The organism is Pseudomonas sp. ERMR1:02 (genome assembly GCF_002277815.1).
In the GTDB taxonomy this organism is placed as follows: Bacteria; Pseudomonadota; Gammaproteobacteria; order Pseudomonadales; family Pseudomonadaceae; genus Aquipseudomonas.
This window is the reverse complement of sequence record NZ_NKJI01000002.1, coordinates 467,567-492,798: the sequence shown is the minus strand read 5'-3', so window position 1 is coordinate 492,798 and position 25,232 is coordinate 467,567. Positions and strand designations below refer to the sequence as shown.

General features: G+C 52.7%; 21 protein-coding genes and 9 pseudogenes. 15 read left to right on the top strand and 15 right to left on the bottom strand.

Annotated elements, in window-relative coordinates; translation table 11 throughout:
- Positions 1 to 508 precede the first annotated feature (508 nt).
- Positions 509 to 829 carry a hypothetical protein gene (locus tag CES87_RS05870; protein WP_128605335.1) on the bottom strand — a complete coding sequence of 107 codons (321 nt, stop codon included), beginning with the start codon at positions 827 to 829 and terminating at the stop codon, positions 509 to 511.
- Positions 830 to 1,721: 892 nt separating this feature from the next.
- Between CES87_RS05870 and CES87_RS05865 the strand changes: the two are divergent.
- The 3 genes and pseudogenes from CES87_RS05865 (at position 1,722) to CES87_RS05855 (ending at position 2,792) form a co-directional block, all read left to right on the top strand.
- Positions 1,722 to 2,161: pseudogene (locus CES87_RS05865) on the top strand (CBS domain-containing protein).
- Between the two features lie 116 nt (positions 2,162 to 2,277).
- Positions 2,278 to 2,434 (top strand): annotated as a pseudogene (locus CES87_RS32920) (ParA family protein); the annotation flags it as partial.
- A 142-nt stretch (positions 2,435 to 2,576) separates the two neighbouring features.
- Complete coding sequence (locus CES87_RS05855; protein ID WP_128605334.1) at positions 2,577 to 2,792, top strand: hypothetical protein; 216 nt, start codon at positions 2,577 to 2,579, stop codon at positions 2,790 to 2,792.
- A gap of 721 nt (positions 2,793 to 3,513) precedes the next feature.
- Here the strand turns inward: CES87_RS05855 and CES87_RS32915 are convergent.
- Complete coding sequence (locus CES87_RS32915; protein ID WP_256590842.1) at positions 3,514 to 3,927, bottom strand: helix-turn-helix transcriptional regulator; 414 nt, start codon at positions 3,925 to 3,927, stop codon at positions 3,514 to 3,516.
- Positions 3,928 to 3,929: 2 nt separating this feature from the next.
- Complete coding sequence (locus tag CES87_RS32910) at positions 3,930 to 4,589, bottom strand: AraC family transcriptional regulator (protein WP_256590833.1); 660 nt, start codon at positions 4,587 to 4,589, stop codon at positions 3,930 to 3,932.
- 1,022 nt (positions 4,590 to 5,611) lie between these two features.
- On the opposite strand from CES87_RS32910, the pseudogene CES87_RS05845 reads away from it, so the two are divergent.
- From CES87_RS05845 to CES87_RS05795, 10 genes and pseudogenes are all read left to right on the top strand, one after another.
- Positions 5,612 to 6,504, top strand: a pseudogene (locus CES87_RS05845) (diguanylate cyclase domain-containing protein); the annotation flags it as partial.
- A gap of 95 nt (positions 6,505 to 6,599) precedes the next feature.
- Entirely contained in the window at positions 6,600 to 6,917 is a 318-nt protein-coding gene (locus CES87_RS05840) for a transposase (RefSeq protein WP_081744473.1), read from the top strand.
- Entirely contained in the window at positions 6,914 to 7,249 is a 336-nt protein-coding gene (gene tnpB / locus CES87_RS32905; protein ID WP_178081383.1) for an IS66 family insertion sequence element accessory protein TnpB, read from the top strand. Before CES87_RS05840 ends, tnpB (CES87_RS32905) begins: the two co-directional genes overlap by 4 nt.
- A gap of 62 nt (positions 7,250 to 7,311) precedes the next feature.
- Positions 7,312 to 8,837, top strand: a pseudogene (locus tag CES87_RS05830) (IS66 family transposase).
- A gap of 20 nt (positions 8,838 to 8,857) precedes the next feature.
- Positions 8,858 to 9,025, top strand: a pseudogene (locus CES87_RS05825) (diguanylate cyclase domain-containing protein); the annotation flags it as partial.
- 171 nt (positions 9,026 to 9,196) lie between these two features.
- The gene (locus CES87_RS05820; RefSeq protein ID WP_128605331.1) at positions 9,197 to 9,517 is read left to right on the top strand and encodes a transposase; all 321 of its coding nucleotides are present in this window, start codon (positions 9,197 to 9,199) and stop codon (positions 9,515 to 9,517) included.
- Positions 9,514 to 9,849 carry an IS66 family insertion sequence element accessory protein TnpB gene (gene tnpB, locus CES87_RS32900; RefSeq protein ID WP_141239465.1) on the top strand — a complete coding sequence of 112 codons (336 nt, stop codon included), beginning with the start codon at positions 9,514 to 9,516 and terminating at the stop codon, positions 9,847 to 9,849. The genes CES87_RS05820 and tnpB (CES87_RS32900) overlap by 4 nt, the downstream gene beginning before the upstream one ends.
- Before the next feature lie 112 nt (positions 9,850 to 9,961).
- Positions 9,962 to 10,078 (top strand): annotated as a pseudogene (locus CES87_RS34140) (transposase); the annotation flags it as partial.
- A gap of 575 nt (positions 10,079 to 10,653) precedes the next feature.
- Positions 10,654 to 12,314, top strand: a pseudogene (ltrA, locus tag CES87_RS05800) (group II intron reverse transcriptase/maturase).
- A gap of 104 nt (positions 12,315 to 12,418) precedes the next feature.
- A pseudogene (locus CES87_RS05795) lies at positions 12,419 to 12,640 on the top strand (transposase domain-containing protein); the annotation flags it as partial.
- A 51-nt stretch (positions 12,641 to 12,691) separates the two neighbouring features.
- On the opposite strand, the gene CES87_RS05790 reads toward CES87_RS05795, so the two are convergent.
- From CES87_RS05790 to CES87_RS05780, 3 genes are all read right to left on the bottom strand, one after another.
- The gene (locus CES87_RS05790; protein WP_128605330.1) at positions 12,692 to 12,973 is read right to left on the bottom strand and encodes an AbrB/MazE/SpoVT family DNA-binding domain-containing protein; all 282 of its coding nucleotides are present in this window, start codon (positions 12,971 to 12,973) and stop codon (positions 12,692 to 12,694) included.
- Positions 12,974 to 13,051: 78 nt separating this feature from the next.
- Positions 13,052 to 13,333 carry a hypothetical protein gene (locus CES87_RS05785; protein ID WP_128605328.1) on the bottom strand — a complete coding sequence of 94 codons (282 nt, stop codon included), beginning with the start codon at positions 13,331 to 13,333 and terminating at the stop codon, positions 13,052 to 13,054.
- Positions 13,334 to 13,693: 360 nt separating this feature from the next.
- Positions 13,694 to 13,903, bottom strand: a complete 210-nt coding sequence (locus tag CES87_RS05780; RefSeq protein WP_128605327.1) for a hypothetical protein — start codon at positions 13,901 to 13,903, stop codon at positions 13,694 to 13,696.
- Positions 13,904 to 13,959: 56 nt separating this feature from the next.
- Between CES87_RS05780 and CES87_RS05775 the strand changes: the two are divergent.
- Positions 13,960 to 14,287 (top strand): annotated as a pseudogene (locus CES87_RS05775) (IS4 family transposase); the annotation flags it as partial.
- Positions 14,288 to 14,351: 64 nt separating this feature from the next.
- Here the strand turns inward: CES87_RS05775 and CES87_RS05770 are convergent.
- The 5 genes from CES87_RS05770 to CES87_RS05750 form a co-directional block, all read right to left on the bottom strand.
- Positions 14,352 to 14,705, bottom strand: coding sequence for an NUDIX hydrolase (locus tag CES87_RS05770; protein WP_128605325.1), 354 nt, complete (start codon positions 14,703 to 14,705; stop codon positions 14,352 to 14,354).
- Between the two features lie 441 nt (positions 14,706 to 15,146).
- The gene (locus tag CES87_RS34135; RefSeq protein ID WP_322784175.1) at positions 15,147 to 15,557 is read right to left on the bottom strand and encodes a hypothetical protein; all 411 of its coding nucleotides are present in this window, start codon (positions 15,555 to 15,557) and stop codon (positions 15,147 to 15,149) included.
- A gap of 24 nt (positions 15,558 to 15,581) precedes the next feature.
- On the bottom strand, positions 15,582 to 16,046 hold the full coding sequence (locus CES87_RS34130) for a hypothetical protein (protein WP_178081382.1): 465 nt from the start codon (positions 16,044 to 16,046) through the stop codon (positions 15,582 to 15,584).
- Positions 16,047 to 16,117: 71 nt separating this feature from the next.
- Positions 16,118 to 16,759 (bottom strand): hypothetical protein, encoded by a 642-nt coding sequence (locus tag CES87_RS05755; protein WP_128605322.1) that lies wholly within the window; start codon positions 16,757 to 16,759, stop codon positions 16,118 to 16,120.
- Positions 16,760 to 17,025: 266 nt separating this feature from the next.
- Positions 17,026 to 18,006: a site-specific integrase gene (locus CES87_RS05750; RefSeq protein WP_128605321.1), complete on the bottom strand. Its 981-nt coding sequence runs from the start codon at positions 18,004 to 18,006 to the stop codon at positions 17,026 to 17,028.
- A gap of 181 nt (positions 18,007 to 18,187) precedes the next feature.
- Between CES87_RS05750 and CES87_RS05745 the strand changes: the two genes are divergently transcribed.
- Complete coding sequence (locus tag CES87_RS05745; protein WP_128605320.1) at positions 18,188 to 19,195, top strand: DNA-binding protein; 1,008 nt, start codon at positions 18,188 to 18,190, stop codon at positions 19,193 to 19,195.
- A 306-nt stretch (positions 19,196 to 19,501) separates the two neighbouring features.
- Here CES87_RS05745 and CES87_RS05740 read toward each other — a convergent pair whose 3' ends face one another.
- The 4 genes from CES87_RS05740 to CES87_RS05725 all read right to left on the bottom strand — a co-directional run bounded on the left by CES87_RS05740 (position 19,502) and on the right by CES87_RS05725 (position 25,195).
- A complete protein-coding gene (locus tag CES87_RS05740; protein WP_128605319.1) occupies positions 19,502 to 19,834 on the bottom strand; it encodes a hypothetical protein in 333 nt (110 codons plus the stop codon).
- Positions 19,835 to 20,098: 264 nt separating this feature from the next.
- Positions 20,099 to 21,877 (bottom strand): UvrD-helicase domain-containing protein, encoded by a 1,779-nt coding sequence (locus tag CES87_RS05735; protein ID WP_128605318.1) that lies wholly within the window; start codon positions 21,875 to 21,877, stop codon positions 20,099 to 20,101.
- A 1-nt stretch (position 21,878) separates the two neighbouring features.
- Entirely contained in the window at positions 21,879 to 24,017 is a 2,139-nt protein-coding gene (locus tag CES87_RS05730) for an ATP-dependent endonuclease (RefSeq protein ID WP_256590831.1), read from the bottom strand.
- A gap of 401 nt (positions 24,018 to 24,418) precedes the next feature.
- Entirely contained in the window at positions 24,419 to 25,195 is a 777-nt protein-coding gene (locus tag CES87_RS05725) for a hypothetical protein (RefSeq protein WP_128605316.1), read from the bottom strand.
- Positions 25,196 to 25,232 lie beyond the last annotated feature (37 nt).

Here is a 25,232-nt window from a genome sequence, read left to right as displayed (position 1 = left end):
TGGTGTTCGCTGTGTTACACCATGTATGAAATTCCGGATGTATTTGTTATAGAGCAGGGCGCCTTTCTCGGGTTCATCCGTAGGATTTCCGGAACAATGTCGCCGTTCCCAAGGAAGGATGTAAACCGCTTTGTCCATTACAGTCTGAAGAACATAATCCGATGGCTTCACCAATCGATGCATAATCTCCTCCTGAAAAAAAACACCGTCACGCTATGGTAGCTCATCCGTAGAGGCCTATAGCCTCTATGAGAAAATAATACCGAGATATGTTTCTAGCTCACTAACGCTCGGATTGTTTTGGCCGTAGCGCTACCGAATTTCAAGGGCCCCGGCTCGAGCTCACGTTTTTACGTGATGTACCTTTGGGCGAGGCGCTCCACAGTTTTGCCTTCCGTGACTGCTTCAAGGAAGCGCATTGCGGCTATCTCATTTCTTCTCGGTGTTGCCAGACTGTCCACTTTCCCAAGCTTAAGTGAGTTCGTTTTAGAAGGGGACAGCGCGATCGCTACAAAAGCCCAAGTCGTTTCTTCGTCCAAAGCTGCATTGCAGCACCCAACATCTCCTTCCAAGAAGAAAAAGAGGTTTCCGATTGGACATAAGCGTCCAGCATTTCCTCGGGCATAGCTTTAAAGTCATCGACCGATTCGAGTTCAAAACCACCGGCTGCGAGAAAATCATCGGCGCTGGTAAAACGACTGTGCTCCGAGAGAAAGCTATGCGTAAGGGCTTCCGAGAGAGGCACGGAGTGCGTTCCGTCAAAAGCCTCTGCGTCTTCAGCCAATTGTTTAAGTCTTTGAGTGAGTGCGTCGAACCCTTTAATAGGCATTTGAAAAACTCCTGCTCGGAACCGGTTTATGGTCTGACTCCAGACTAGACAACTCCTGTCATTTTGCGGGGAACGTTTCGGAATTTTAGTCCTATGGTGGTAGAGGATTGCTATGGTTTTCAGTTGCAACCAAATGAGCCATCGATGCGTCCGCCCGAATGAGGAGGAGCCTGCCCAAGCACGACGTCCTTCAGTACCTGGTAGATATCATCAGCGGTGAGAGGGAGATTGTGTCCAAATCGGTTCAAGTCACTGGCATGCTCATAGCTCAGTTACGAGGTTGATAAAGGAAGCAGCCGTCATTTGGGCTCGACCCTTCAGGCAAGGCCTGGCTCACGATTTGGTGATTGTCGAAGGGGGATTTGTATATGAGTGTGGGCTGCATGTTCAACTCTTCGTTTGCCCGTCATTAAAACCAAGGCGTCAACTAGGACATGCACTGTTGTAAAGCTCCGTGCATAAGAACGTGCACCAGTCGAAAGCAGCGCGATGGACTTTCGCCTCCCATAGCTCAACCTCATCCGTTTGTTGACCTCGGCGATTCGCTTTAGCGGGACGTCTGCTCGACCCGCTGAACCTCGGTTGGATCGATGCCACCGTCATAACCATCTATAGCTCAGGAGCTTTGACTTCCACATGGGATGGAGTGTCTCTGCTCCCGGCTGGCACAAAGGCTGCAAGATCCATATCAGGTTTACCTACCGCGTATTCCTCTGGGCACCTCACTCGGTCAATGATGATCGATGGGCCGAACAGGCCATGAATAGCATTCGTGCCTCAGACAGAGAACTCTGGCTTTAACACTGCAGAAAAACAGGCAAAGGCGCTTGGAACCGAATGGTTTCAGGCGTTTTTTTGCTTTTTTTATTCGAAATTAGCATCGGAGCCGTTCATGAAAACAGCCGCACAATTGCTGAAACTGAAGGTCTTGCAAAACCAACAGGTACATAGCATCTCGCCAGATCAGATGGTGTATGAAGCGCTGAAGATTATGGCTGAAAAGAATGTGGGGCTCTACCTGTGATAGAGGATGGGCAAGTGGTTGGCGTTGTCAGCGAACGCGACTATGCCCGCAAGGTCGTTCTACAGGGGCGATCTTCGGTCGGTACGCCAGTCCGGGCCATCATGAGCGCTCCCGTCGTGACGGCAGACAGTCAGCAAAGCATAGAGCGTTGCATGATGGTCATGACCGACAGTCATCTGCGTCATTTACCGGTTGTGGAAGGTGATCAACTGATTGGCCTCTTGTCGATTGGGGATCTGGTGAAAGAAGCCATCGTCGAACAGGCCGACCTGATCCGACAACTGGAACACTATATTCGCGGACATTAAGCGACCGAGATTGCTGCGGATGTAGGACTCACGGGCACATGAAGTTCTCAAATGTGATGCTCGTAGAGCAGGTATTAATCAGGGAGCATTTAATATGGCTAAGTGAGGCGTCGCGAGTGGCCGAAAGTTTGCCTCTGCTTCCGGTTTACTTAAGCAGTTACGTCAAGATGCGCGGATCTCACGAGGCTTCAGTCCCTATCGTCCATTTGGTTCCTCGGCATACGCTATCACGGGATTTTTGGATTGCTGGATGCTTTGGAACGGGCCGCTTAGCTACGGATCCGCTCTTAAGGCCGTCCCTCGGATCGCGCCAAATGAGCCAGAACGAGCGACTAAACATCCGTTTTTGCTGCTGAAACACTGACGCAACATTCCAGCCATATAATTCGCGCCATCGAAACCTAAGGGATTGGCGATGAATCGGCCATCAAGAAGCATGCGCAAGCTGCTCGACTCCGTTGCAGCAAATAATGAGGTAGCAGCGCTTGATGTGATGCGCGCAGCAGAGCAGCTTCAAGACGAGGTGCTTCGTCAACGGTTGCTCAACATGATTCACCGGCTCAACCAGGACGCTATTGACTTACGATCGGCGCGTGACGATATCCAGGGCGGAGCCATAAAGCTCGCGTGATCGTATGGGAGGCTTTTATTCGTCGCTCCTTCGGGCCAACGAGGCCGGGCTAAAACCTTGTTTTCTGCTGCAGGAAGCTAGGCCAGATGAGGCTGGTCGCGTCTCACCATAAATCGACGAGTCCGGCTCGCTTCGCCTGCGAGTCACGTCTTTTCTGCTAATAGTTCTTCAACTCTGTGGCCAGCTGATCGCTTGCAAGCCTAAACCCTGCTGCGGCTAAAGGACGCACGTTTCTCGAACACGTTTATCAAAAATCGTAGTGAAATATCAAAACGACGCTGGTAGTGTCCTACCCACGTTCGTTAACCATTAAGAGATGGAGACGAAAATAGAAGCCCTGGAGACGCGAACCTCCGGGGCTTTGTTTTTTCTACTCGGCAACCACGTATCCTTCACTCCGGGCCTGACAGCTCATCCTCCGGATCTCGACATACACATGCCGATATCGGCTATTGCCGTCTGTTTGGACAATCCCTCCGGCTGACAAACTTACTGTTACCTTAGCGCAAGATCGATTTCCTTTATCAAATCGTCAATGGCCGTGAGTATGAATTCAATTGTTGGTTCATCACCGCTAGTTGTCGGAGCCACGGTAACTCCCGCTGCTTCGGCAGAAGCTACAGACAGCGATAGAGGGCATAGATTTGTGTCTGAGCATTAGGGAACGATAGGTTGCCAAAGGGCATTTATGGCATCACAAATAGAAATCTTATGTAGGTGTTCATTTGGCCTCTAACGATGATTGGCTGACTCGATACTGACCGGGCGTCATGCCGAACCAACGCAGGCAGGCCTTGTGGAAACTGCTGTGGTCGTGAAACCCGAGCAGGAAAGTCACGTGCTGCATATTGAAATGGGAATGACGCAGGTAGAAATCGGCCAGCTGCTGGCGCACATAGTTCAGGATATCCGTGAACTGCGTGCCCGCCTTCTCCAGTGCCCGTTGCAAAGTTCGCTTGCTGATATTCAGTGCGGCGGCAATCGATTCCATATCACATTGGTACTGTCTTTGCTCCTGACTCAAGCGTTCGGTGATCAGCGCACGAATCCTGCACACCATGGTGGAGTCATTTAACAGGTCAAGCTGAGCGTTGGCATAACTATCATGGAGCTTGGCCAGCCCCTCGTTGGCCATGCTCAAGGACGCAGCAGCTCCTCACCATTGAACAGGATGCTGTCATAGGCCGCCCCGAAACGCAGTTCGCAGCCAAACAGCTGTTGATGCTCGAGGATGTCTCTCGGTTGGGGATAGCTAAATTCCACACTCAGCGGTCTTAGCGATTTGTCACCGCTCAGCCAGCGATAGACACCTAACAGCGTTCCGAGGCTGGCATCGGTGTACTGCCGGGGTTTGATCGAGCCGCGCTGATGATGATCGATCGTGACCAGGCGGTAATGCTGTTGTTCCTGGACGACGAACAAAGTGAAACCCGTGCCGATCAACGGGCTAAAATGAACCAGTCGGTCGAATGCCTTTTTCAGGTTCGAACTGGACATCATGGTATAGGCGACAATCCGGAAAATGCCCGGATGGAAGCTCTCGGTGGACTTCAAACCAATGTCTGGATCGCCGGAGGCCTGAGCCGCCAGATCCCATAGGCGGTAGATAGTGCTTCGTTCGCAGAATGAACTCGGAATAGATGCGAGTTTTACATCAAGCCCAGCCTCCTGACACAGACCGTCGACATCCAATCCTTGCGCCGAAAGTATGTTCACCAGCACGCTGGCATGGCTTGCACTCATTTTATACATGACGATCCCATCTCCCTGTTGAATCAGGCATCCCTGGCCGCTCATGCGAAATCAACGGCCTTATGTTATCGGAAATGTTGAGTGAGCCGGGGAGGGTGGTATTGCGTCATGAGCAATCGCAGGTGCTCGATGGCATCATCATATTTAAGATCGGCATGTCTTCGTTTTTCTTGGTACTGGCTGAAAGCTGCAGTATCTAGGTACGGCCGATCAAGAATATTCAGGGCGGCGCAGCGCAAGCTTTGTGCTTCGCTGAAAAGCTGGTTGTTACGTTCAAGAGCCAAGTTGAGACAGGCCATGGGTTGATGGGAATTCGCGTGTCTTTCATTGCAATATCCTTTTGCTGATCTGTTTTTATTTTTATTGGCTCAACCTGCTCTGTGGCATTGGCAGGCCGGTTCGGGTCAGAAACGTCACCGCACAGGTTCAATTGTTACAAGGTGATGCCAACCAGCAACCCTCCGATAGACAACATCGCTGAGCCGATTGGTAGGAGGAGCTGATGGCTGATCTTCATAAGATCAGGCCTTGGGCAGTTGGGCTCCTTCGGAAGTCATCGGGGGGCGGCGCCTCATTTCTTCTCTCAGGAATCGTAGCTGAAAATGCGCTGCTGGCAGGCCTTCAGGGAGACCAGGCACCCAGTAATCAACTGGGCCAGTGGCCGGTTGGGGACATTCAATCGATCGTTTCGAAAATTTTGGGCTGAAGATACAGCCACATGATTTCAAGTCGAAGAGAAGAGGCTGATCATCGATTTCTCCAACACTGCGATCGTGTCAAATTGGGTACATGCTTGGGATGATTCCGAAATCAACAGGAACGCAGGCAGTGAGAGAGTACAAGCTATGATCCCTTTTCGATTTCCAGCGTGCTGATCATTAGTGTTGGCCTCTACGTTGGTATCCCTGGCTGGAACGGCTTGAATGCATAAGAATGGCAATGTGATGTTCGGTCTATAGCTAGTCCAGCAGGGAGTAGGCATACATTATGTATGGCCTCTTGGTGTGCGTAAGGATATGCTGCCCCCGACTTCATATATGCCAATAAAAACCAACCACAGTGACGTTATGAGCCAATCAGAGACGCGTGCAACTGCCCTAGCGTTGTATCCAGAGGACTCCCGCGAGGCGGCGGCTCTGCTGAAACAGGCCGTACCACTGATGGTGCGTCACAACATTCCACCAAATCCCGTGCACTATGCTCTCTGGTACACCTACAGCAAAGGTCAGGAGCCAGAGCTCAATCGCCATCTGGACAGGGTGGTCAAAGACTTCGACTGTTTCCCTCCTGAATCCGCTACGAAGCTTTTTCGCGACTACATCATTCGTGAGGAATTGGAGGAGGCGCGCGCAGGGCAACAACAAGCGGTCAATTTGGTTGACGACATGGAGCGTGATGTCTCGCGTTGCGTGAATGGCAGTGTCACCTTTCAAGCCAGTCTTGGGCATTGCATGGAAATGCTCGCGGAGCCGGTCGACCAGAGGTTGCCCGCCATTCTGAGCGAGCTGCAACAGAGCACCCAGGTCATGCAGGATCAGCAAGAGCTTTTCCTCTCCAAGCTGCACTCAGCGCAAAATGAAATTAAGAGTCTGAGAGGCAAGCTCGAGCGAGCCCAACTGGCTGCATCTTTGGATGGTCTGACTAAGGTATTGAACCGAGCTACCTTCACTCGCTTGCTGGAGCATGCATTGATCAACGCTCCTCATGGGTGGCATTGGTCATGTTGGATATCGATCATTTCAAGCAGTTCAATGACCGGTATGGCCATCCTTTGGGCGACCGCGTACTTGAGCATGTTGGTCAGGTGTTACGGAACTCAATCCCGCCTCAGGCCCTGGCGGCACGCTATGGTGGTGAAGAGTTCTGTGTAGTCCTGCAAGAGTGTTTTGATCTCCCCAGTGCTCATACTTTTGCTGAGCAGCTGCGCCTAAAAATTCAGGCGTTGCGGATCAAGGGTAAGCGTTCCGGGAACACACCTTCCGAACCCCAGCATTAAGGACGATGGTGTCCGCGTATTTTTAAGCGGACGCTATAGCCCTTAACGCCAGGAATTCCATGCGCCAACGAAGCTCTTATCCCAAATCGTTCAAAGCCCAGGTTGTTCAGGAATGCCTGCAACCAGGCGCGACCATCTCCGGCGTCGCCATCAGCCATGGCATCAACGCTAACGTAATTCGAAAGTGGATGCCGCTGTACCGAGATCAGCCGCCAGCGATGCTACCTGCTTTTATTCCAGTGAAATCTACGCCAAAACGGCCGACTGAAACGTCGGCGGTCATCGATCTACCGTTTGGCGATCAATCGATCACAGTGAAATGGCCAACTTCTGATCCTGAAGGATGCGCCCGCTTTGTCCGTGGGCTCACGCAATGATTCGCATCGATGCCATCTGGCTCGCCACCGAACCCATGGACATGCGTGCCGGCACTGAAACAGCGCTGGCCAGAGTGATTACGGTGTTCGGTGCGGCGAAGCCGCACTGCGCTTATTTGTTCGCCAATCGCCGCGCTACCCGCATGAAAGTTCTGGTGCATGACGGGATTGGCGTTTGGCTGGCTGCACGTCGGTTGAACCAAGGCAAATTTCATTGGCCTGGCATTCGACAAGGCTGTGAAATGGAGCTGGATGCCGAGCAACTTCAGGCCTTGGTGCTCGGTTTACCTTGGCAAAGGGTTGGAGCTGGCGGTGCAATCACACTGCTTTAAAAGGCTGTAATTCGCGCCTTGACCTACTGCCGAAAGCGACCTGCTTTGGTAAAATCCACGGCATGACTTCCTCGCCCAATCTCGATCATATGACCCCGATCAACTGCGTGCCTTCGCTGCGCAGTTGCTGTCGCAGGTCGACACGATGGGCAAGAAGATCCAGCGGATCGAAACGGTCAACGAACAGCTCACCCACGAAATCGCACTGCTCAAACGGCACAAGTTCGCCAAGCGCAGCGAGCAACTTAGCCCTGATCAGGGCAGTCTGCTCGACGACCTGCTTGATACTGATATCGCAGCAATCGAGGCTGAGTTAAAGGCGGTCAATCCGCCTGCCGCACCAGCCGAACCGCGTCAGCAGCCCAAGCGTGCGCCGTTGCCGCCGCAGTTTCCACGAACTGTGATCCGTCACGAACCAAAGAACACCCAGTGCGTGTGCGGCTGCCAGCTTCAGCGCGTCGGCGAAGACGTCAGCGAGAAGCTGGATTACACGCCGGGCGTGTTCACGGTCGAGCAACACGTACGTGGAAAATGGGCCTGCCGCGAGTGTGAAACGCTTATCCAGGCACCGGTACCGGCGCAAGTGATCGACAAAGGCATCCCGACCGCAGGCCTGTTGGCTCATGTGATGGTGGCCAAGTTCGCTGACCATTTGCCGCTGTATCGGCAAGAGAAAATCTTTGGCCGTGCCGGCCTGGCAATTGCTCGCTCGACACTGGCGCAATGGGTCGGCCAAACCGGCGTGCAGCTCCAGCCGCTTGTCGATGCGTTACGCGAAACGGTACTTGCCCAAAGCGTGATCCACGCTGACGAAACGCCGGTGCAGATGCTCGCGCCGGGCCAGAAGAAGACCCATCGTGCCTACGTTTGGGCTTACTGCACTACGCCTTTTTCGCCGCTCAAGGCAGTGGTTTATGACTTCAGCCCGAGCCGTGCGGGCGAACATGCGCGCAACTTCCTTGGCCAATGGAATGGCAAGTTGGTGTGCGACGATTTCGCTGGCTACAAAGCAAGCTTCCAGCAAGGCATCACTGAAATCGGATGCATGGCGCATGCGCGCCGCAAGTTCTTCGATCTGCATGCGACCAACAAAAGCCAACTGGCCGAACAAGCGCTTCACTCGATTGGCGGGTTGTACGAAATCGAACGGCAAGCGCGGGACATGACCGATGAAAATCGCTGGAGAATACGTCAGGAAAAAGCGGCGCCAATACTCAATGCACTACATACCTGGATGCTGGCCCAGCGCGATCTTGTGCCCGAAGGATCGGCTATCGCCAAAGCACTGGATTACAGCCTAAAGCGCTGGGGTGCACTGGCTCGATATATCGAGGACGGCGCAGTGCCCATAGATAATAACGCGGTCGAAAACCAGATACGGCCGTGGGCTCTCGGACGCTCGAATTGGTTGTTCGCCGGATCACTACGCAGCGGTAAGCGGGCGGCGGCAATCATGAGTTTGATCCAGTCGGCGCGCATGAATGGGCATGATCCGTATGCCTATCTCAAAGATGTGCTAACTCGGTTGCCGGCGCAGCGGGCGAGTGAGATCGGCCAGTTGCTGCCGCATCAGTGGGTGCCCGCCTGACTTATGCAAGGTGTGTTGGGCAGACGCTTACGATCAAGGTGCGTGGCACGGATGAAGTGCTAGACACTGTCACTGCGTCCTTTGGTATCGCCCTCGCCAAAGCGGGTGACGATCTGGAAAGCCTTCTGACTCGGGCCGATGATGCGCTCTATCGAGCCAAGCGCAGCGGGCGAAACCGAGTGAACTGAAACTGGCGTTCGGACTCTTGCTGCAATCACATAGCGCCACAGGATATGGTGATTCGATTCGCGTTCATTCGTAAGCGTCCGGAGAATTCACCTTCCGAACTCCAGCTTTAAGGGCGATGGTGTCCGCGTATTTTTAAGCGGACGCGATCACCCTTTATCGCCAGGATTTCCATGCGCAAACGAAGCTCTTATCCGACATCATTCAAAGCCCAGGTCGTTCAGGAATGCCTGCAACCTGGAGCAACCGTGTCCAGTGTCGCCATCAGCCACGGCATCAATGCCAACGTCATCCGCAAATGGATGCCGCTCTATCGAGACCAGCTTGCAACGACCTCACTGCCGGCATTTGTTCCGCTGAAAACCGCACCTAAACGACCATCCGAAGCGTCAGCGATCATTGAGTTACTCATGGCCGGGCAATTGATCACGGTGAAATGGCCAACCTCGGATCCTGAGGGCTGCGCACAATTTATTCGGGCTGTCGCTCAATGATCCGCATCGATGCGATCTGGCTGGCCACCGAACCGATGGACATGCGCGCTGGCACCGAGACGGCATTGGCCCGGGTGATCGCGGTGTTTGGTGCGGCGAAGCCGCACTGTGCTTACCTGTTCGCCAATCGCCGGGCTAACCGAATGAAAGTGCTAGTGCACGACGGCGTGGGAGTCTGGCTCGCCGCACGGCGACTGAATCAAGGCAAGTTCCACTGGCCCAGCATCCGCCAAGGCTGCGAGGTCGAACTCGACAGCGAACAACTCCAGGCGTTGGTACTGGGCCTGTCGTGGCAACGCGTCGGCGCAGGCGGTGTGATCAGCATGCTGTAACCGCCGGCCATTTGGCCGGTCTACTTGTCGTCGTCCCGCGGCTGCTCTGGCACAATCGGCGGCATGACTTTCTCGCCCAACCTCGACCAGATAACGCCGGAACAGCTTCGACCTGGTGCCGAACGGATCAGCCACGGCCAAAGCCCTCGATTACAGCCTGAAACGCTGGGTAGCGCTGACGCGCTACCTGGACGATAGGGCTGTGCCCATCGACAACAACCAAGTTGAAGTGCGACACGAAGTCGCTTACAGAAGTTGTTCCCCTTGGAGGGAACCACCCGTGTCACCGGGTGAATCTAGAAGGCTGAATCAAGAGCGCCTTCGACAATGGAACGAGGCACCGCAAGGTGCGGGGTACCAATCGTGAGAGACGTACCCTTCTGGCAGCCATAGCCGGACAAGGGCTAGATAGTCGGTATGGTGAACGCATGTGAATCTGCGCAACGATCGTTAAGTTGAGCGAGCGGAAATGGCTTATACGCTCGAACCAAAAGGTAACGGAGGTGGGAATAGCGTCTTTCGACTACGCGTTCGTGACCCACATGCCTCCCGGTCGATAGCAGGCACCTAACCCGACGTACTTCAGTAAGCGGAACGTGGAAATCCCGTATCGCTCCCATTGGGAAAGCAGTTTGCAAAAACTGCCCATGGCGGTGCGGGCGAAGGAACGAGGAAAAAGCGAACGCCGTCCTGTAATGGGTTGGATAGAGGTTGAAATATCACTTCACGCGAAAGCGGGCAGACGTCCTCATGGTCTCTCTTCACACGAGAGTAGGTAGAACCCTTTCAACGGAAGGAGAGCAAATGAACGCAGCAGCATTGGCGTGTGCACCTTCCGGCAGGTCGTGGGACGGCATCGATTGGATCGCCGTACAACGTCGTGTCAGAGGGCTGCAAGCGCGTATTGTGAAGGCCGTACAAGATGGCAGACATAACAAGGTGAAAGCCCTGCAATGGCTGCTGACTCACTCGTTCAGCGGCAAGGCATTGGCCGTGAAACGTGTGTCTGAAAACAAAGGCAAAAATACCCCCGGTGTGGACAAGGTCACTTGGAATACGCCTAGGGCCAAGATCGGTGCGATAGACTCGTTGAAGCGGCGAGGCTACTCGCCGCTTCCGCTTCGGAGAGTCCTCATTCCGAAGAAAAATGGTAAGACGAGGCCTCTCGGAATTCCCGCGATGAAATGCCGGGCTATGCAGGCGCTTCATTTGCTAACTCTGGAACCGATAGCGGAAACCACCGCCGACCCGAACTCTTATGGATTCAGGCCGGAACGCTCAACTGCTGATGCCGCCGCGCAGTGCTTTGGTGTGCTGTCACGAAAAGCAAATGCGGAATGGGTGTTAGAGGGCGACATTCAAGCCTGTTTCGACAATATCAGTCATGACTGGTTGATCGCCAACATCCCCATGGATAAGGTGATTTTGCAGAAATGGCTCCAGGCCGGTTATGTCTACCAAAATCAGCTATTCCCCAGCCACGCAGGAACCCCGCAGGGAGGCATCATATCCCCGGTGTTGGCGAACATGACGTTGGATGGGTTGGAAGCGATGCTGGCGAAGAGGTTTCCCAATGCAAAGTGGACAGCCCGGAAAATGCAGGTGGTGCGTTATGCAGATGACTTCATCATCACTGGCTGTTCGAAAGAATGGCTGGAGAATGAAGTCAGGCCCGCCGTGGTTAAGTTTCTGGCAGAGCGTGGACTTGTCCTCTCGCCAGAAAAAACCAAGATAACGCACATAGGGGACGGGTTCGACTTCCTCGGATGGAACCTGCGCAAGTACAACGGCAAGCTCCTGATCAAGCCGTCCAAGGCGAACATCGGGGCTCTCCTTGCCAAGCTGCGAGAGTTGATCAAGACCAACAAAACGATACGACAGGCTAACTTGATAGGTTTGCTGAACCCGGTTTTACGGGGCTGGCGAACTATCACAGTCATGTCGTCGCCAAGAAGGTCTTCAACCAGGTAGACAGCGCAGTGTGGGAAATGCTCTGGCGATGGGCGGTACGTCGCCACCCTCGCAAGACACGCCGATGGGTGAAAGATCGGTATTTCAAAGTACAAGGGACGCGTCGTTGGGTGTTCTCGAGTACTGAAAAATCTGCCGATGGTCGGAAGCGTCAGTACACGCTAGTAGACGCCTCGGACACGCCGATTGTGCGACATATCAAGATCAAGGCCACTGCCAACCCTCACGACCGTGCATGGGATAAGTACTTCGAGTCGCGATGGGGCAAAAAAATGCTTATCTCTCCAAAGGGTCGAGCCAAGCTGTATCGGGTGTGGCTACAGCAAGGTGGCCGCTGCTGCGTATGCCTTAAACCGGTCACCAAAGACACACCATGGCACAGCCGCCATGTTGTGAAGCTGAGTCATGGTGGGACGGATGCGGCCGCTAATCTTGAGATCTACCACCTGCGTTGCCCAAGGGATGTGCAATTTGCCAATGTCGACGATGTATAACCGGGTGCCCAATGGCGCCTTAGTAGAGGCTTGAGCCGTGTGCTGGGAAACTCGCATGCACGGTTCTCAGGGGGTTGGACGCGGGCAACCGCGTCTGACTACCCGACAATCAGATACGGCCATGGTCGCTAGGACGTTCGAACTGGTTGTTTGCCGGGTCGCTGCGCAGCGGTAAACGAGCGGCTGCAATCATGAGCCTGATCCAATCGGCGCGTATGAATGGGCATGATCCGTATGCCTATCTCAAAGATGTGCTAACTCGGTTGCCGGCGCAGCGGGCGAGTGAGATCGGCCAGTTGCTGCCGCATCAGTGGGTGCCCGCCTAACTTACGCAAGGTGTGTTGGGCAGACGCTTACGTTCAGCCTGATGTACTGGTTTAGCGAAGCATTTTATGGCTTCCCCATTTCTCCTGGGCGTTGCCAGGCTGTCCGCTATCCCAGGCTTCAGTGAGCTCGCCTATTCGATCCGCGATTTGAGGGTTTTTTAATAGGACAAGGCAGCGCGTGTTGCCGACAAATTCTTCTATCAGGTACACAGCGTCGCCGACATCTAGTTCCAATTCCTGCAACGCCTCATCCGGAATTCGAATCGCACCATCACCATCACCATCACCATCACCATCACCATCACCATCCCATTCTTCGATGATGATTTTCATAGGTGGCTTTCTCACGTGTGGTCTCGGTTGCTCTCGGTCGGCAAGCCGTTCCCGCTTGTAGGTTCTCGGTAGAACATTTTACAGACCCGGGTAATCATCAAGTCTAAGGCTAAGAGCAGCCTCTTCCTCCGGCTCGTGCTTAGGCGTGTGTATCACTCCGGCTTCAACATCCGCACGCATCTGATCGAGCTCTTTGTGGAACGCCTTATCCTGAACCGTTGGCTTGCTCGTGTAGGGCTTTCGTTCCGGTTTAGGCTGCGCTGCATATGTAGTTACCGCATCGGGGTCGTGCTGTAGTTTTTCTTGAATTTGAGCTTCGAGCATCGCGCGAAGCGCGTCTTTATCTGGGCGAGTTAGCAATTTTTAAGTCCTATAGAAATACCATCCGCCAGCAATCGACTAAGCAAGTGGCCGGCTAGTGAAAATGAAATCGACATGTCGGAATATGGGCTGCAAGTGCGGCCACTGGGGGGCAGGTCGAGCGGGAGCGTTTGATCAATTTCTTCCTACACGGTGAAAGTGTCAAATCGGGTGCATGCCTTGGGTGAATCCATTGTCGGTTGGAACGCAGGCAATGAGGGCGGGGCAGGAGAAATCGCTTCTTTGCGACGGATGTCGCGGCTAGCTTTTTACTTACAAGCGACCCAAAAGCCAGGTCGGATTGTCGACTTACCCGGAGTAACGCTAAGTACGCTTTTAGGTTACTTAGGCCGAGCCTGGTTACTCTGGCGCCATAAGCACCGCGAGGGTCAATTTGATGAACTCTTCGTTCCTGTCGATGGCCTCCAGTGCCCCCCGAACGTTCTCGGCTACGTCGTCTGATGCACGCTGCTCGACCCAAAGCGTGAGTTCCATAATGGCCGCCTCAAGTGCGAGTTGGTTTTCGTTCATTTTGAAAAGCAGGGAAGGGAGCAGGTCTGTGTTGGACATCGCGATTCCTCCGTGGAAAAGTAGAGAGTAGTCCTTTAATGCCTAGACGTTACCACAGCAAGACCGTAGAGCTGGTGTATCAAGAGTTGTGGGGGCTGTTGCTGGCTTATAACGTAGTGCGTCGGGAAGCCAGTCAGGCTGCTGTTGCTCACAAGCGCGCCCAGCGAAGTGAGTTTCAAGTTTGCCTGTCAGCACATCGCCAGTCATCTGGTGGTCATGGCCGGGGCCGTGTCGCCGTCACATACCCCCAGACGCCTGGAAGAGCTTCGTGGCAGCGTCGGTGTGCTCTTCATAACAAAACGCCCCAGACCGGCGAGGCCCAGGGCGGTGAAGATGTCAAAAACCCGGTATCCAGTTAACCGCAGGGCTGCTCCGCTTAAGTGAACAGCATTGCGCGTGGAGCGGGCTCTTTGCAAAGGGGAGCAGGGATCTATTGCCGAGCAGAGAGCTAGGCGAACGACTTCACTATCGACTTGGTTGTCGGACTGGATTTAAGGTCGCTGAGGTTTTTCAAGGGCTTCCATTTGCAAGCCGCAATCTCGTTCTGTGGAGATGGCTTGTCCGAAGCTGCGACGACAGTCTTGAACACGTGATGCAGAATTTTGTCTTTTTCGAATTCGGCTAAAAAAACCAAATCCTGGGCTATGAGCCCGGTTTCCTCACACAATTCGCGAATGGCCGCTTGCTCAGGTGTTTCGCCTTCCTCGACTTTTCCACCCGGGAGAGCCCATCTTGATTTTTGTTTGCGAACGTAGAGGATTTGATCGTCTCGCTTGCAAATTACGGTTGCTCTCACTTTCATGGCTCTGCCCCACGCCTTCGCCGGCTAGGCACGATCGAAGACTTTCACACTGCATTTTAGGTTATGAAGCCTAAGCAGCTCGATCTGTCACAATTTTTTTCAGAGTTAAAATTAGGCATGAATGGTGCGAATGACGGCATGTGAGGCACAGCGTATCGGTTTTATCAGAACTCTTGCGCAATAGGGATCTATCACAGAGGCAGCAAAAAGCCAGCGCGGAGCTGGCTCTTTGTACTGAAGGAGAGGGATATCCTTCAGCAAGAAGCAGTGTAGGTCAAGCGGAGTAGGGTGCAAGGCGGATACGAAAAGCCTAGCATTCGGCCAGGCTTTGTAGATGGGGCCAAATCCTTTTGGCTGAGCTCATTGTGCTCGGCAGGTGTGACGAAGGCATGACAGGTAGTGCCCAGGGCACTTGGTCTTACACGCTCGAGCTCCGTCAGATCACTCTGCCTTCCCCCGTACAATCCGTCCCACTCTCACCTCATCTGCATACTCAGTCAGCTTGTCCTCGGTCTCCTGAAGCGCCTGGGCAATCCGAAGCGCCTCCTGAGCATCCTCCTCGCGCCCGGCCTCGCTTAGTCTGACCGATAGCTTTGACAGGTCTACGCCACACCAGTTGAGCAGATCAGCTGCTTGCTTGAGATCGTGCCTGAGTTCTTGATTTAGCTGGGTGAATGGCATGGTGATCTCCTGTAACTGGTTATCACGCCAGATGGCTATATCTTGCGCGCATTCCAGTCCGGCAGCACTCGACTCAGCTTTGCCCCGCACAATCCTTCCTGCTTTTACCTCATCCGCATAACCCGCCAGCCGATTTGTATCCTTAATGGAGAATCCTACGACTCTCTCCAATCCTGATCCGATCAAGTGACCGGTTTAATGCGTCCAAGGCATCGAGGAGAGCTTTCGCCTCAGCTTCCCGGCCATCCCCCCATAGGCGTTCAGCCCCTCGTCGATGCCGTACTGAACAAATTCCTTCCGTGCTTTGAGGCTGGTTACTGATTCGCTGAAGACACGTTGTGAAACCCATGGTTCCCTGGGGGACTCGGGGCTGCTTCCAATGAGTCGACCCGGCTCGACGGGCTTTATAAGTCGCAGCGACTGGATATTCTGCTTGCCTGCGGAGTCTGTCAGGAGGAACTCGCGATTTAGCGGCTCATTCCCGTGATGGTCGACCGACATCGAAAGGGACATGCTCGTGAAGAGGTTCACTGGAGGGGTGGCACTCAGTAAGATGCGCTTCTCTTCGTCCCAGACATTCGTGAGTGCCCCACCACCCGGAGAGTTGAGCTGAAGTTTCGCCTCGCCAGTGGAAATGACAGCCGAATCGAAGCTCGTCACTGTCGAGTCTTGCCAAATTTCAGCAGCAATCCGAACGTTGCGAGGGGGCACGTCCGGGTGCCAAGCGACGGCTACAGAGTGGTCGCCTTCGGGGATCCGCGTACCTCGGTGGACATCACTGTCACGGGCAATTGAATGATGACGTTGCCCAGACGGTCCGACATCCCATCTACCTCTATCGGCAGATACTTGCCAACAATCTTCGCAAGGGTGGTCAGCCTGCGCGAATCATCAAGCAGGAACTGTAAGTGCTGCTTGGTGGTATCGAACAACTCCAGTACGTGGGAACCTTCGAAGAAGTTGTTCTTGAGAACGCCGTTCCACGGGTGATGGTCGCGCCCGTCGGCGGGGACGAACTGAGGAGGAACTGCTGCCAGGGTGCCCGTCCGGACTTCAATCGGCGCGGGCTTCCATTGGCCGGTCTCTCCAAACTCGGCCAGCTTCTCCAGGAAGACCTCAAGCGAGAGACGATACTGCGCTATGCCAACGTTCCATTCAGTTCCAGGGACCCTATGTCGTTCCTTCCCGTTTAGAAGAACCGACTTCCAATCAATTTCCGAAGGCGCATCAAGCGGCTCTGCAACTGCGTGTGTCAGAATATTCGTAAGCGTAGAACCTTGAACCCCGAGAACCTCGGTAACCTCGACGCTGCGATAGAAACCAATGACACCAGGCTCCACCAGCTCTCGTAGCTTTGCCAGTGTTCTGGCCACATCCCAAACAATCGTTTTTTATGCATGTTTTGACCAATATAGGAGAAGCCTTGGTTGGGGCACGGGCATATGGCTCTATGAAATGTATTAATCCACCTAAGGGGTCAGCGATAGAGTAACGCTTGCACCATGCCGAAGTCGGCTTGAGCATCGCGACAAAAGAGCTGGGTCGCAAGTGCTATGGCGGTATCTGCCGAGGGCACAATGGTCTACGAAAATCGGTCGCACCCAGGTCCGTGCCCCTACCCATGTGACCTCATCCGACCTTAGGGATTTTCAGCCACTGTCAACGCATGCGCTTGAAGAATAGCTGATGAAGTGAGCGGCCGACCTGCCGCCAAGTCCCCAAAGGAATCTGCCGTATCGATGTAGCGCATGGCTGACTTCATGTCCTTCCAGCCGACGTAGGTCATCAGCGCTTTAATGTCCCAGCCATTCGCCGCCGCCCAGGTGGCAAACCCACGCCGCATGGAGTGACTGCTATAAAGATCAGCCGAAACTCCTGTCTGCTCGAAGATGCGGCGAAGTAGGGGTATCAAGCTGTTCGAATTGATGCCTGCCTCGGCGAGATTGCCCCAGCGATCCAACTTCCTGAACACCGGCCCACGCGCAATGCCGGCCGCGGTGATCCAGTTGATATAGGCTTGAACTGGGCATAGTTTTTTTAAGGCAGGGGTGTGGAATGTCGTCCCCATGTGTTGTCGATCACCCTTTGTGTGCGGCAGATAGAAAGTGATGCCTATCCCTGACTCCGCTTGGGTGTGCTCGACCTGCAAACGAGCCAGTTCGTCACCCCGGAACCCCCGCCAGAACCCAATCAGCACCAGAGCGATGTCTCGCCGATGCCTGATCACACTTCCAAATTCGCCGCGCTCAGCCGCGAGAGCCGCCTCTCGCTCAAGCCACCTCACCGCTTGTTCCAGATGATGTAGAAGGAGGGGGGCGGCCTGTTTCTCTTGGGCAGGATGCAATGTCCGAATGCCCTTGATCATTTGCTTAACGGTCGGCGTTTTGGTGGGATCGGGAAATCCCTGGGTGATGTGCCACTGAGCCAGGGCGGCCAGGCGCTGCTTCAGCGTGCTGATGGTGTGCTGGTCGGCGTACTCAGCGAGGTAACGCACGATGCCATCGCCGGTCGTGGGGAGAAAGCCGCCCCAGGTCACTTCGAAGTGTTCCACCGCCGCACGGTAGCTACGCCGAGTGTTCTCCCGGGTGCCGGCCTGCAGGTAACGATCCGCCTTGTTCATCTCAACCCTTCTACGCCAAACGTACCTTTTCCGACGCTGGAAAAGGCGAAAATCGGCTCTATGATGCGATAACGCTCGATTATTTTATCAAAGAATCACCCTTATATTGTTCTTTTTATAGCAGTAACGTGCTATGTATATACATAGTATGTAAAACAGTACGAAATCGTAGGAGAGGAAAATGGCGCGCGGCGGAATCAACAAGGCGATAGTCCTGGAGGCTAGGAAGGCGCTGCTCGCCCGCGGCGAGAACCCAAGCATCGACGCCGTGCGCATCGAGCTGGGCAATACCGGCTCGAAGACGACTATTCACCGATATTTGAAGGAAATTGAAGATTTTGACCCGAGGCCGCGCGCCTCTAGAGAGCGATTGAGCGATGAATTGACCGAGCTTGTGGCCGGCCTTTTAGAGCGAATGACGGAGGAGGGAGGCGAAGCTCTCGCGCATGCACAGGCGCGTTTCGACGAGCAGCGCATCGAGCTGGAGCAAAAGCTCGACGGCTTGAATGCCGAACTCGCCTCTTTGCAGCGTGAAGTGGATAGTCAGAAAGGGGCGTTAGGGCTTCAAGCGGATGAGTTACAGACTTGTCAGGCAAGCCTGCAAGCCGAACTCACCCGCAATGCCCGCCTGAGCCAAAATTGCAGTGACTTGGAAATTCGCGTGCAGGAAAAGGATGAGCAGATCCGCTCTCTGGAAGATAAGCACCTGCATTCACGTGATGCGCTGGAACATTACCGCAACGCGGTCAAGGAACAGCGGGATCAAGAACAACAGCGACACGAAGGGCAAGTGCAGCAAGTTCAGGTTGAGCTACGACAGCTCCAGCAGACTTTGATGCTTAAGCAGGATGAGCTGACTCGACTGAATAGAGATAACGAGCGCCTACTGAGTGAGGCTCGCCAGCAGAGTAAAGTGGTCGCGACGCAGCAAGACGCGGCGCTTCGATTGACCGGTGAGATTACTGCAATGAAGACAGCTGTTGCCAAGGCAGACGGAGCGAAGGAAGCGTTTCAAGAGCAGCTCGGTACGTCGCGCGCCGAATCCAAGCGACTAGAGGAGGACCTGGTACAGGCAAGCGCGCAATTGGCCGAAGCCAAGAGATTGTCAGAGCGATATTCTGCGGAGCTCACTCAGCTACGGCAATCCAAGGATCATCCAGGCACGGACAAAGAAAGCTCCACTAGATAAGGGCAGAGGAGAGTTAGATTGATCAAATTTGACGCGGTGCGTAGCGGTTCTGTTACGAGAACTTCTGACCTGAAATATGCGCATGAGCGCCTGAATCAGATGGTTTCCTCGGACGATTGTTCGAGGCCACTGAAGCGTGCCGGGCGAATCAAGTCTCAGGCGAAGAGGGTGGCGCCCAAAATGAGCAGGGGCGAGCCTTGATGCGTATAAGGGTAAAGAAACGCTGCTGTGAATTTCTAGGAATTGTTTTAAGTTGCATACCAGGACGTATCCTCCCCCGCTGCACAGCGCTGCCACTGTACCCACCTACATCGATTTGACCGAGACCGCTTCCACAAACCTGAATTTTTTTCTGGCCGTCTTAGTAGCTTCTTGTTCTGCAACTAGGGAGCTCAGCGTATCGGCCTCATGCACCAGCTCGTGCATCTCGCCTTCAAATTCGTTTCCCACACGGAGCGTAACTCTCAACCTAGGTGTGAAGCCTTTTGAGACTGCTTGTTTCCTCGCTGCCTTCACCGGTTGCACGATCACAACATCCGGGACTGTGTCCTGCACGCCTGAGTTAATTGCCGGCGCAGAGGGCTCCGAATCACCGAATAGCGCCCGGCGCATCTCATCTTCCATCAATTCCGTATTCATACCATTTCTCAGAAGGGTGTTATCTATAACCTGATCGATTCTATCAGGATGGCCGGACTCTGTAGTAAAGCGTCGTTGGGTCTGACACTGAAGTGACAAAGGGCCGGCAGAGCAGATACCCGCGAACGTCAGCGTCTGTCCATCTGCCGCCTATCATGGCAGGCAGCTGTCGGCCAAAAGCAGCCCCTCTCAACAGGCTGCGCGGGAATTCCGCCACTTTTTCTTCGCTACCCTAGCGTGGGGCAGCAATCGATCAGCTCAATCTTATGGCACGGTGTCATATAAGTAATTAGTCTTTACCAGTTCGCTAGTGCCCGCTTTTCCTCGCGCTGTCTCAGATATCAAAAAAAGATTCTTCCGAGCCCTAGAACAAATTACATAAAGTAGCTTTTTTGCGCTGTCGAGCGGCTTGGGATCTGCCCAGTGCGGAACCAAGCCCTCGAGCAGGGAAAAAGCGATCACATTGTCAAACTCAGCGCCTTTGATGCCATGAATTGTTGAAATTGTAATGCCCGACCTAGGCCGAAAAGCTCGCTTAAAGTTATCAATACCCTCGATCAACTCTAAACCGTCACTTTTGGCGCGCGCTATCTTTTTATGGGCAGTCTCAAAAAACGATAGATAATGATTGTGTAGACTTGGATAAGTATCAAGTAAAGGTATTCGAATCAGCTCAAGAAATTTCTGGAAGTACTGTTCGAGATATTGCATCCCGTTCTGTTCGGTGAGTTGAATAGCGTTAAGCTCCTTCAACAGGCTTTTCGGAGTGTGACCGCACTTGATTCCCTCGTCAGCGAGCGCATCTACCACCTCTGTAGCCCAACGAACCCTTCTCAGATACATGTCCGGTGCAGGATCTGATAAACATATACGGCTTACTTTATACCAAAAATTGTCAAGTTCCCTTCCAAATGGAATCATGCCTGGACCATCGAAACTACATTCAGGAAGCCTGCTCATTAACCGCCGGGTCATGGCTGCCAATGACTGCCACTGCGGACCGATAATGCAAATTTCCTCCGGGCGAATCCTTTGCTCATACAGGCTATGGCGAATCAACCGCTCAACCTCGTCCTCCAGATGGTTCGCAGAGATCGTGCGGTCATAGCAAACCACACTGTGATACTCCTTATGCTCGGAACAGGCGGTTATCGGCCCGGGGTGCAATCTATAGTTGGTAAAATACTTAACGATTTTTGTCGATGAGCGGTAATTGTAGGAAAGCGAGAGGCTCTCAATTGAAAGGAGCGATTTTTGTTTAAAATCATCGAACGCGATGGCATATCCACCGAGGCTATTAAAAATGGCTTGATCTTGATCGCCCACAATAAATGCTCGTGTCTGGTCAGGGCGGGAAGAAAATATACAGAACAAAATGAGATATTGTATTTCTTTAGTGTCTTGATACTCATCGAGCAATACGATACTAAACAAGTTGCTAAGATTCTTGGCGATCAGAGGAAAACTGGAAATTAATTTGTGCGCAAAAAACAGAATCAGCTCAAAATCAATTTTCCTTTCTTGCTTCAAAATTGCAAAGTAGCGCCTTAAAACATCGCGCACGTTTGCGTGCTTTTTGATATCAGAGCATAAAAGCGCTATTTTTCCGTCAATAAAGTGATAGCCACAGTCATACGTTTTTATTTTTGGATAGTTTGTAGACTTGCAAAGCTCCTCCAGTAATGCCTCTGCATCCGGCTGATTGATGATTGTGAATCCGCTCTCCAAGCGGGGCTCATAGATCGCGTAAGGCCGGATAATCCATTCCAGGCAAAACGAGTGTATTGTACCTATCCAGAGTTGTGCAGTTACTAGGCCCAGACGCTCCACGCGTTCAAGGATTTCATCTGCAGCCCGATGAGTATAGGTGATGGCTACGACGAATTTGCGGTGGTCATCAATTTTCCAGAGCTCTGTGGCAACTTTATAGGTAAGCGTTTTTGTTTTTCCGCTTCCCGGGCATGCCGTTAAAAACACGCTGCCCGGATGGTTGATGGCCGCAAGCTGTTTGTCGTCAAGGCCCGCACTTGAAAGGTCCATCATTTTAAATGCCCAAGAAAGTTGCTAAGACTGAGTCCTCACTTAGCAGATCGCCAAGTGAGTCCGTCAAAGTGGAAAACGACAGGCTGCCTGCCTCATACTGGACTAATAACTCCTTAGCTTGAAGGGCGTAGTTATAAAATTCCTCATAGTAATCTTCTGTGGTCAGGGTAACGATTCGATACTTCAATATCTTGATTTTTGTCTTGTGCGGCAGTTCTTCACATGCGCCTAAGACAGACTCGAGAATGTACTCAGGAATATTCGTCGCCCGGGTAATACTGTCCGCTAACAATATGGCGAACCAACCTTTGCCGAGGTGATTGGCCATCGTCAGGATTCTTTTTCCAGCCACCCCAATCTCAGCATCCTCTAGTTCGATTTTCGCGGTGTTACGCGTAGGCAGGTCAGTATAAACACGGTCGACAACGCTTTTAACCTCATGGGTGTTGTCAGCCATCAGGAAATCGACTTCAAAGGTATGTTGTGCGTAGTACGTATTCAGGTAGGGGTTGTCTCGGCCGAAATTTTCCAGACGTGTCCTTCTCGTACGGCCTGATTCTGCTGATCCCGCTACTTTCAACTTATATGCCCTAACGAAGCTACTGTCAGTCTCAAGTATGTCAGTCCCAGTGATAGCCATGTCCAGATCAGTAACGATACTGCACCTGCGACGGATCCGAGAGGGGTGGAATACGCAGGCAATGTTTTCAAAGCCTGTACTACGGATATTAATCAAGCTTATGCCCAGCTCGTCGAGGCTCACGCCGATCACCTTCTTCACTAAAGCCGGAATCATAAACTCCTCGGCATCGCCCTCAATCAATATAACTCCGCGTGCGAATAAGAGGCTGCTACGTGTCGCATCAAGGTAGCGTTGAAGATGGACAATTTCTGGATGTGTGAGTGAAACTGAAGGTTGGTAGGATTCGCAACGGACACCCTTACGGGCAAGGATATTCACGCTTTCGATGTTACTGACTTCTGCTATTTGGGTCGAGTGAGTCGAATAAATGATCTGGGTGTTGCTGTAGTTTATATTGTCAAACAAGGTTTTCTGAATGTGTGTATGAATATGGGCTTCTGGCTCTTCTACCAATAGAAAGTTGGCGGCGGTTTCACGTTGTTTTTGATACTTGAACTCCAGAAGTTTCAGAGTCAGATAGATGAGGTTGGCGCCGCCCAAGCTCAGCTCTGAAATGTCCCCAGCGTAATTCTCATCTGTTTCGCCGACAAAAAGTTTCAATGATTGAAGTAGTTTCTCTGCTTCGCTTGGTAAATCCGATCTGATATGGAGACTCGCCGGAGCGTATGCGTCACCGGCGGTTTCGCTTATTGTCGCCCTAATATCACCCCTGACATCTTGAACATCTTGGAGTGCCTCAATATCTAAGTTTAATGTTTTTACGGTATTGGTTATGGTCTCATATTTGGTTTTGTCAATTTCTTGGCTTTTGCGTGTCAGCAAGTTAAGAAGCGGGTTTTGACGGTTACCGTTGAAGTCGGACACCACATCCCTCAACGCTTTGACGAAAGTGAACGAAACCTCCTTGGCAACCGAAAGCTGGTGAGGAATCTTGCTACCGATCAGCTTCGAGTCGAGAGCGGGAAACCAGACGGCGTCGAAGTCACCGACGATCTCCCGATAACGCGCTGGGTCAGTGAAATCGACGTCGCTTCGTCCTGTAAACCAAACTTCATAGTCGTTAATGGTCATTGATTCTTGCAAAGTAGCGAGTCCGGCTTTGTCACCCGCTGAGAGTGCTGACAGTTTAGTTCTGATGTACGAGTTCGGACGGAAAATCAGGTTGTACGTGGCCTTTTTAATCGCGTTTCCGGAGACAATTGCACCGTGATGGACAAACAACGATTGAAGGGATTCGTCGGTGCTAATGTCATCAAACTCGAGGCTGATGACTATCCAATGTCCTTTCCATGAGGTCTTCTTTCTGAAGAAGTCGCCCTCAGAGAGCTCGTGTGCCGCCCTGTAGATATTGGAGTCAAGGAGCAGTCTAATAGCTCTGAACAGATTGCTCTTTCCAGAACCGTTTTCCCCGATAATCGTGTTAACACCCGGTTTAAACACGAATTTCGCGAATTCGAAATTCCTGTAATTAACGAGGGAAACCTTAGAAAGGTGCATGCGTGCGGTCCTTGGCAAATGAGTCGCAAAGTTCGACAGTAGCAGATCGCCTGTCGCCTGCATTCACATTCCATACGCGTTGCAGGCTGTACCTATTTTTTCATGGGTATGCTACGGGAATAACGCGGGTAAAGGACGACTTGCAGCGCGGGGGCGCCAACGAGTGTTGGGGGGCGATTCACTTCCGAATGACACCTGGCACCACCAATCGCGGCGAGGAGCCTCAATCTTCAGTGCACGATAATTGCGGACGATCTTCAGAGGCCGCTTATGGCCGATTGTTGCCTGTCGTAAAGGGCTGAAGACGGCCAGAAGCTGTCGCCGAAGAAACGACTTCTTCCATGCAACTCGCTGGCCTTGTTTTAGGCATGTCTCAGCACCCGCTGCAAAGCAGCAAACTGCTACTCAATTGAGTCCCCGTTGGCGTGTTGATCCTCGGCGAGCTTCATATCAAACTTGCTGTTGATTTCGCTGGTTTTGAGCTTGAAAGCAATTCCATCCAGAGGACCGACATGAAGAGTTTTCTCTCCCTCGGGTTTGCTTGAGTCGAAAACAAATCTGAACTCTTTTTGATAGGAGTAGATGTTTCGCTTTTTAAAAACGGACTCAACCACTCCGAAACTGCCGTGAAAGGTCTCGGGATCAAAATAATCGACAAGGCCTCGCCAAGACGAATAGCCCTCCGACTTGGCGGCTTTGCTTACTTTATCGATGAAATCCGCGACCTTGATGATTAGAACGGCATGCTCTCCAAGCGAAAGCATTTCCTCGCCTAGCGTTGCGTGTATCTTCAACATTGAATTGATTTTCTCGACCACGCACAGTCGCTCCTCTTCTGTTTCATACGATTCCTCGAAGTCCGGTACGGTAACAGCGTACATACAGAAAGCATTCAGACGATCGTGCGCTGTGCTCTGCATCACTAGCGGGCCGGCCAGCCCTTCTATTGGAAAGGATTTCTCCTCCCCGTCCGGCGTTCTAAATGAAATCGTCAGAGATATGCGGTCAGGTTGATGCCAATCCGAAGGCGCCTCAAATTGGTCGCCTCGTGCGACATCACCCTCTATCCGTTTGAACTGCCCAATCGTTTTACAGAACATCTCTCCTGTTTGAATGAATGCATCAGCGTATTCCTCCTTATCAAACACCTTAACTAGAAGAGCTATTTTTCGGGTCATGAGCCAATCTCAATATTGATTCGAACACGCGTAGCCT

Bases quoted from the DNA above. Each gene is read 5' to 3' on its own strand.
- CES87_RS05870 (WP_128605335.1), bottom strand. From the start codon at position 829: ATGCCTATTAAAGGGTTCGACGCACTCACTCAAAGACTTAAACAATTG.
- CES87_RS05855 (WP_128605334.1), top strand. From the start codon at position 2,577: ATGAATCGGCCATCAAGAAGCATGCGCAAGCTGCTCGACTCCGTTGCA.
- CES87_RS32915 (WP_256590842.1), bottom strand. From the start codon at position 3,927: ATGGCCAACGAGGGGCTGGCCAAGCTCCATGATAGTTATGCCAACGCT.
- CES87_RS32910 (WP_256590833.1), bottom strand. From the start codon at position 4,589: ATGAGCGGCCAGGGATGCCTGATTCAACAGGGAGATGGGATCGTCATG.
- CES87_RS05840 (WP_081744473.1), top strand. From the start codon at position 6,600: ATGCGCCAACGAAGCTCTTATCCCAAATCGTTCAAAGCCCAGGTTGTT.
- tnpB (WP_178081383.1), top strand. From the start codon at position 6,914: ATGATTCGCATCGATGCCATCTGGCTCGCCACCGAACCCATGGACATG.
- CES87_RS05820 (WP_128605331.1), top strand. From the start codon at position 9,197: ATGCGCAAACGAAGCTCTTATCCGACATCATTCAAAGCCCAGGTCGTT.
- tnpB (WP_141239465.1), top strand. From the start codon at position 9,514: ATGATCCGCATCGATGCGATCTGGCTGGCCACCGAACCGATGGACATG.
- CES87_RS05790 (WP_128605330.1), bottom strand. From the start codon at position 12,973: ATGAAAATCATCATCGAAGAATGGGATGGTGATGGTGATGGTGATGGT.
- CES87_RS05780 (WP_128605327.1), bottom strand. From the start codon at position 13,903: ATGTCCAACACAGACCTGCTCCCTTCCCTGCTTTTCAAAATGAACGAA.
- CES87_RS05770 (WP_128605325.1), bottom strand. From the start codon at position 14,705: ATGAAAGTGAGAGCAACCGTAATTTGCAAGCGAGACGATCAAATCCTC.
- CES87_RS05750 (WP_128605321.1), bottom strand. From the start codon at position 18,006: ATGAACAAGGCGGATCGTTACCTGCAGGCCGGCACCCGGGAGAACACT.
- CES87_RS05745 (WP_128605320.1), top strand. From the start codon at position 18,188: ATGGCGCGCGGCGGAATCAACAAGGCGATAGTCCTGGAGGCTAGGAAG.
- CES87_RS05740 (WP_128605319.1), bottom strand. From the start codon at position 19,834: ATGAATACGGAATTGATGGAAGATGAGATGCGCCGGGCGCTATTCGGT.
- CES87_RS05735 (WP_128605318.1), bottom strand. From the start codon at position 21,877: ATGATGGACCTTTCAAGTGCGGGCCTTGACGACAAACAGCTTGCGGCC.
- CES87_RS05730 (WP_256590831.1), bottom strand. From the start codon at position 24,017: ATGCACCTTTCTAAGGTTTCCCTCGTTAATTACAGGAATTTCGAATTC.
- CES87_RS05725 (WP_128605316.1), bottom strand. From the start codon at position 25,195: ATGACCCGAAAAATAGCTCTTCTAGTTAAGGTGTTTGATAAGGAGGAA.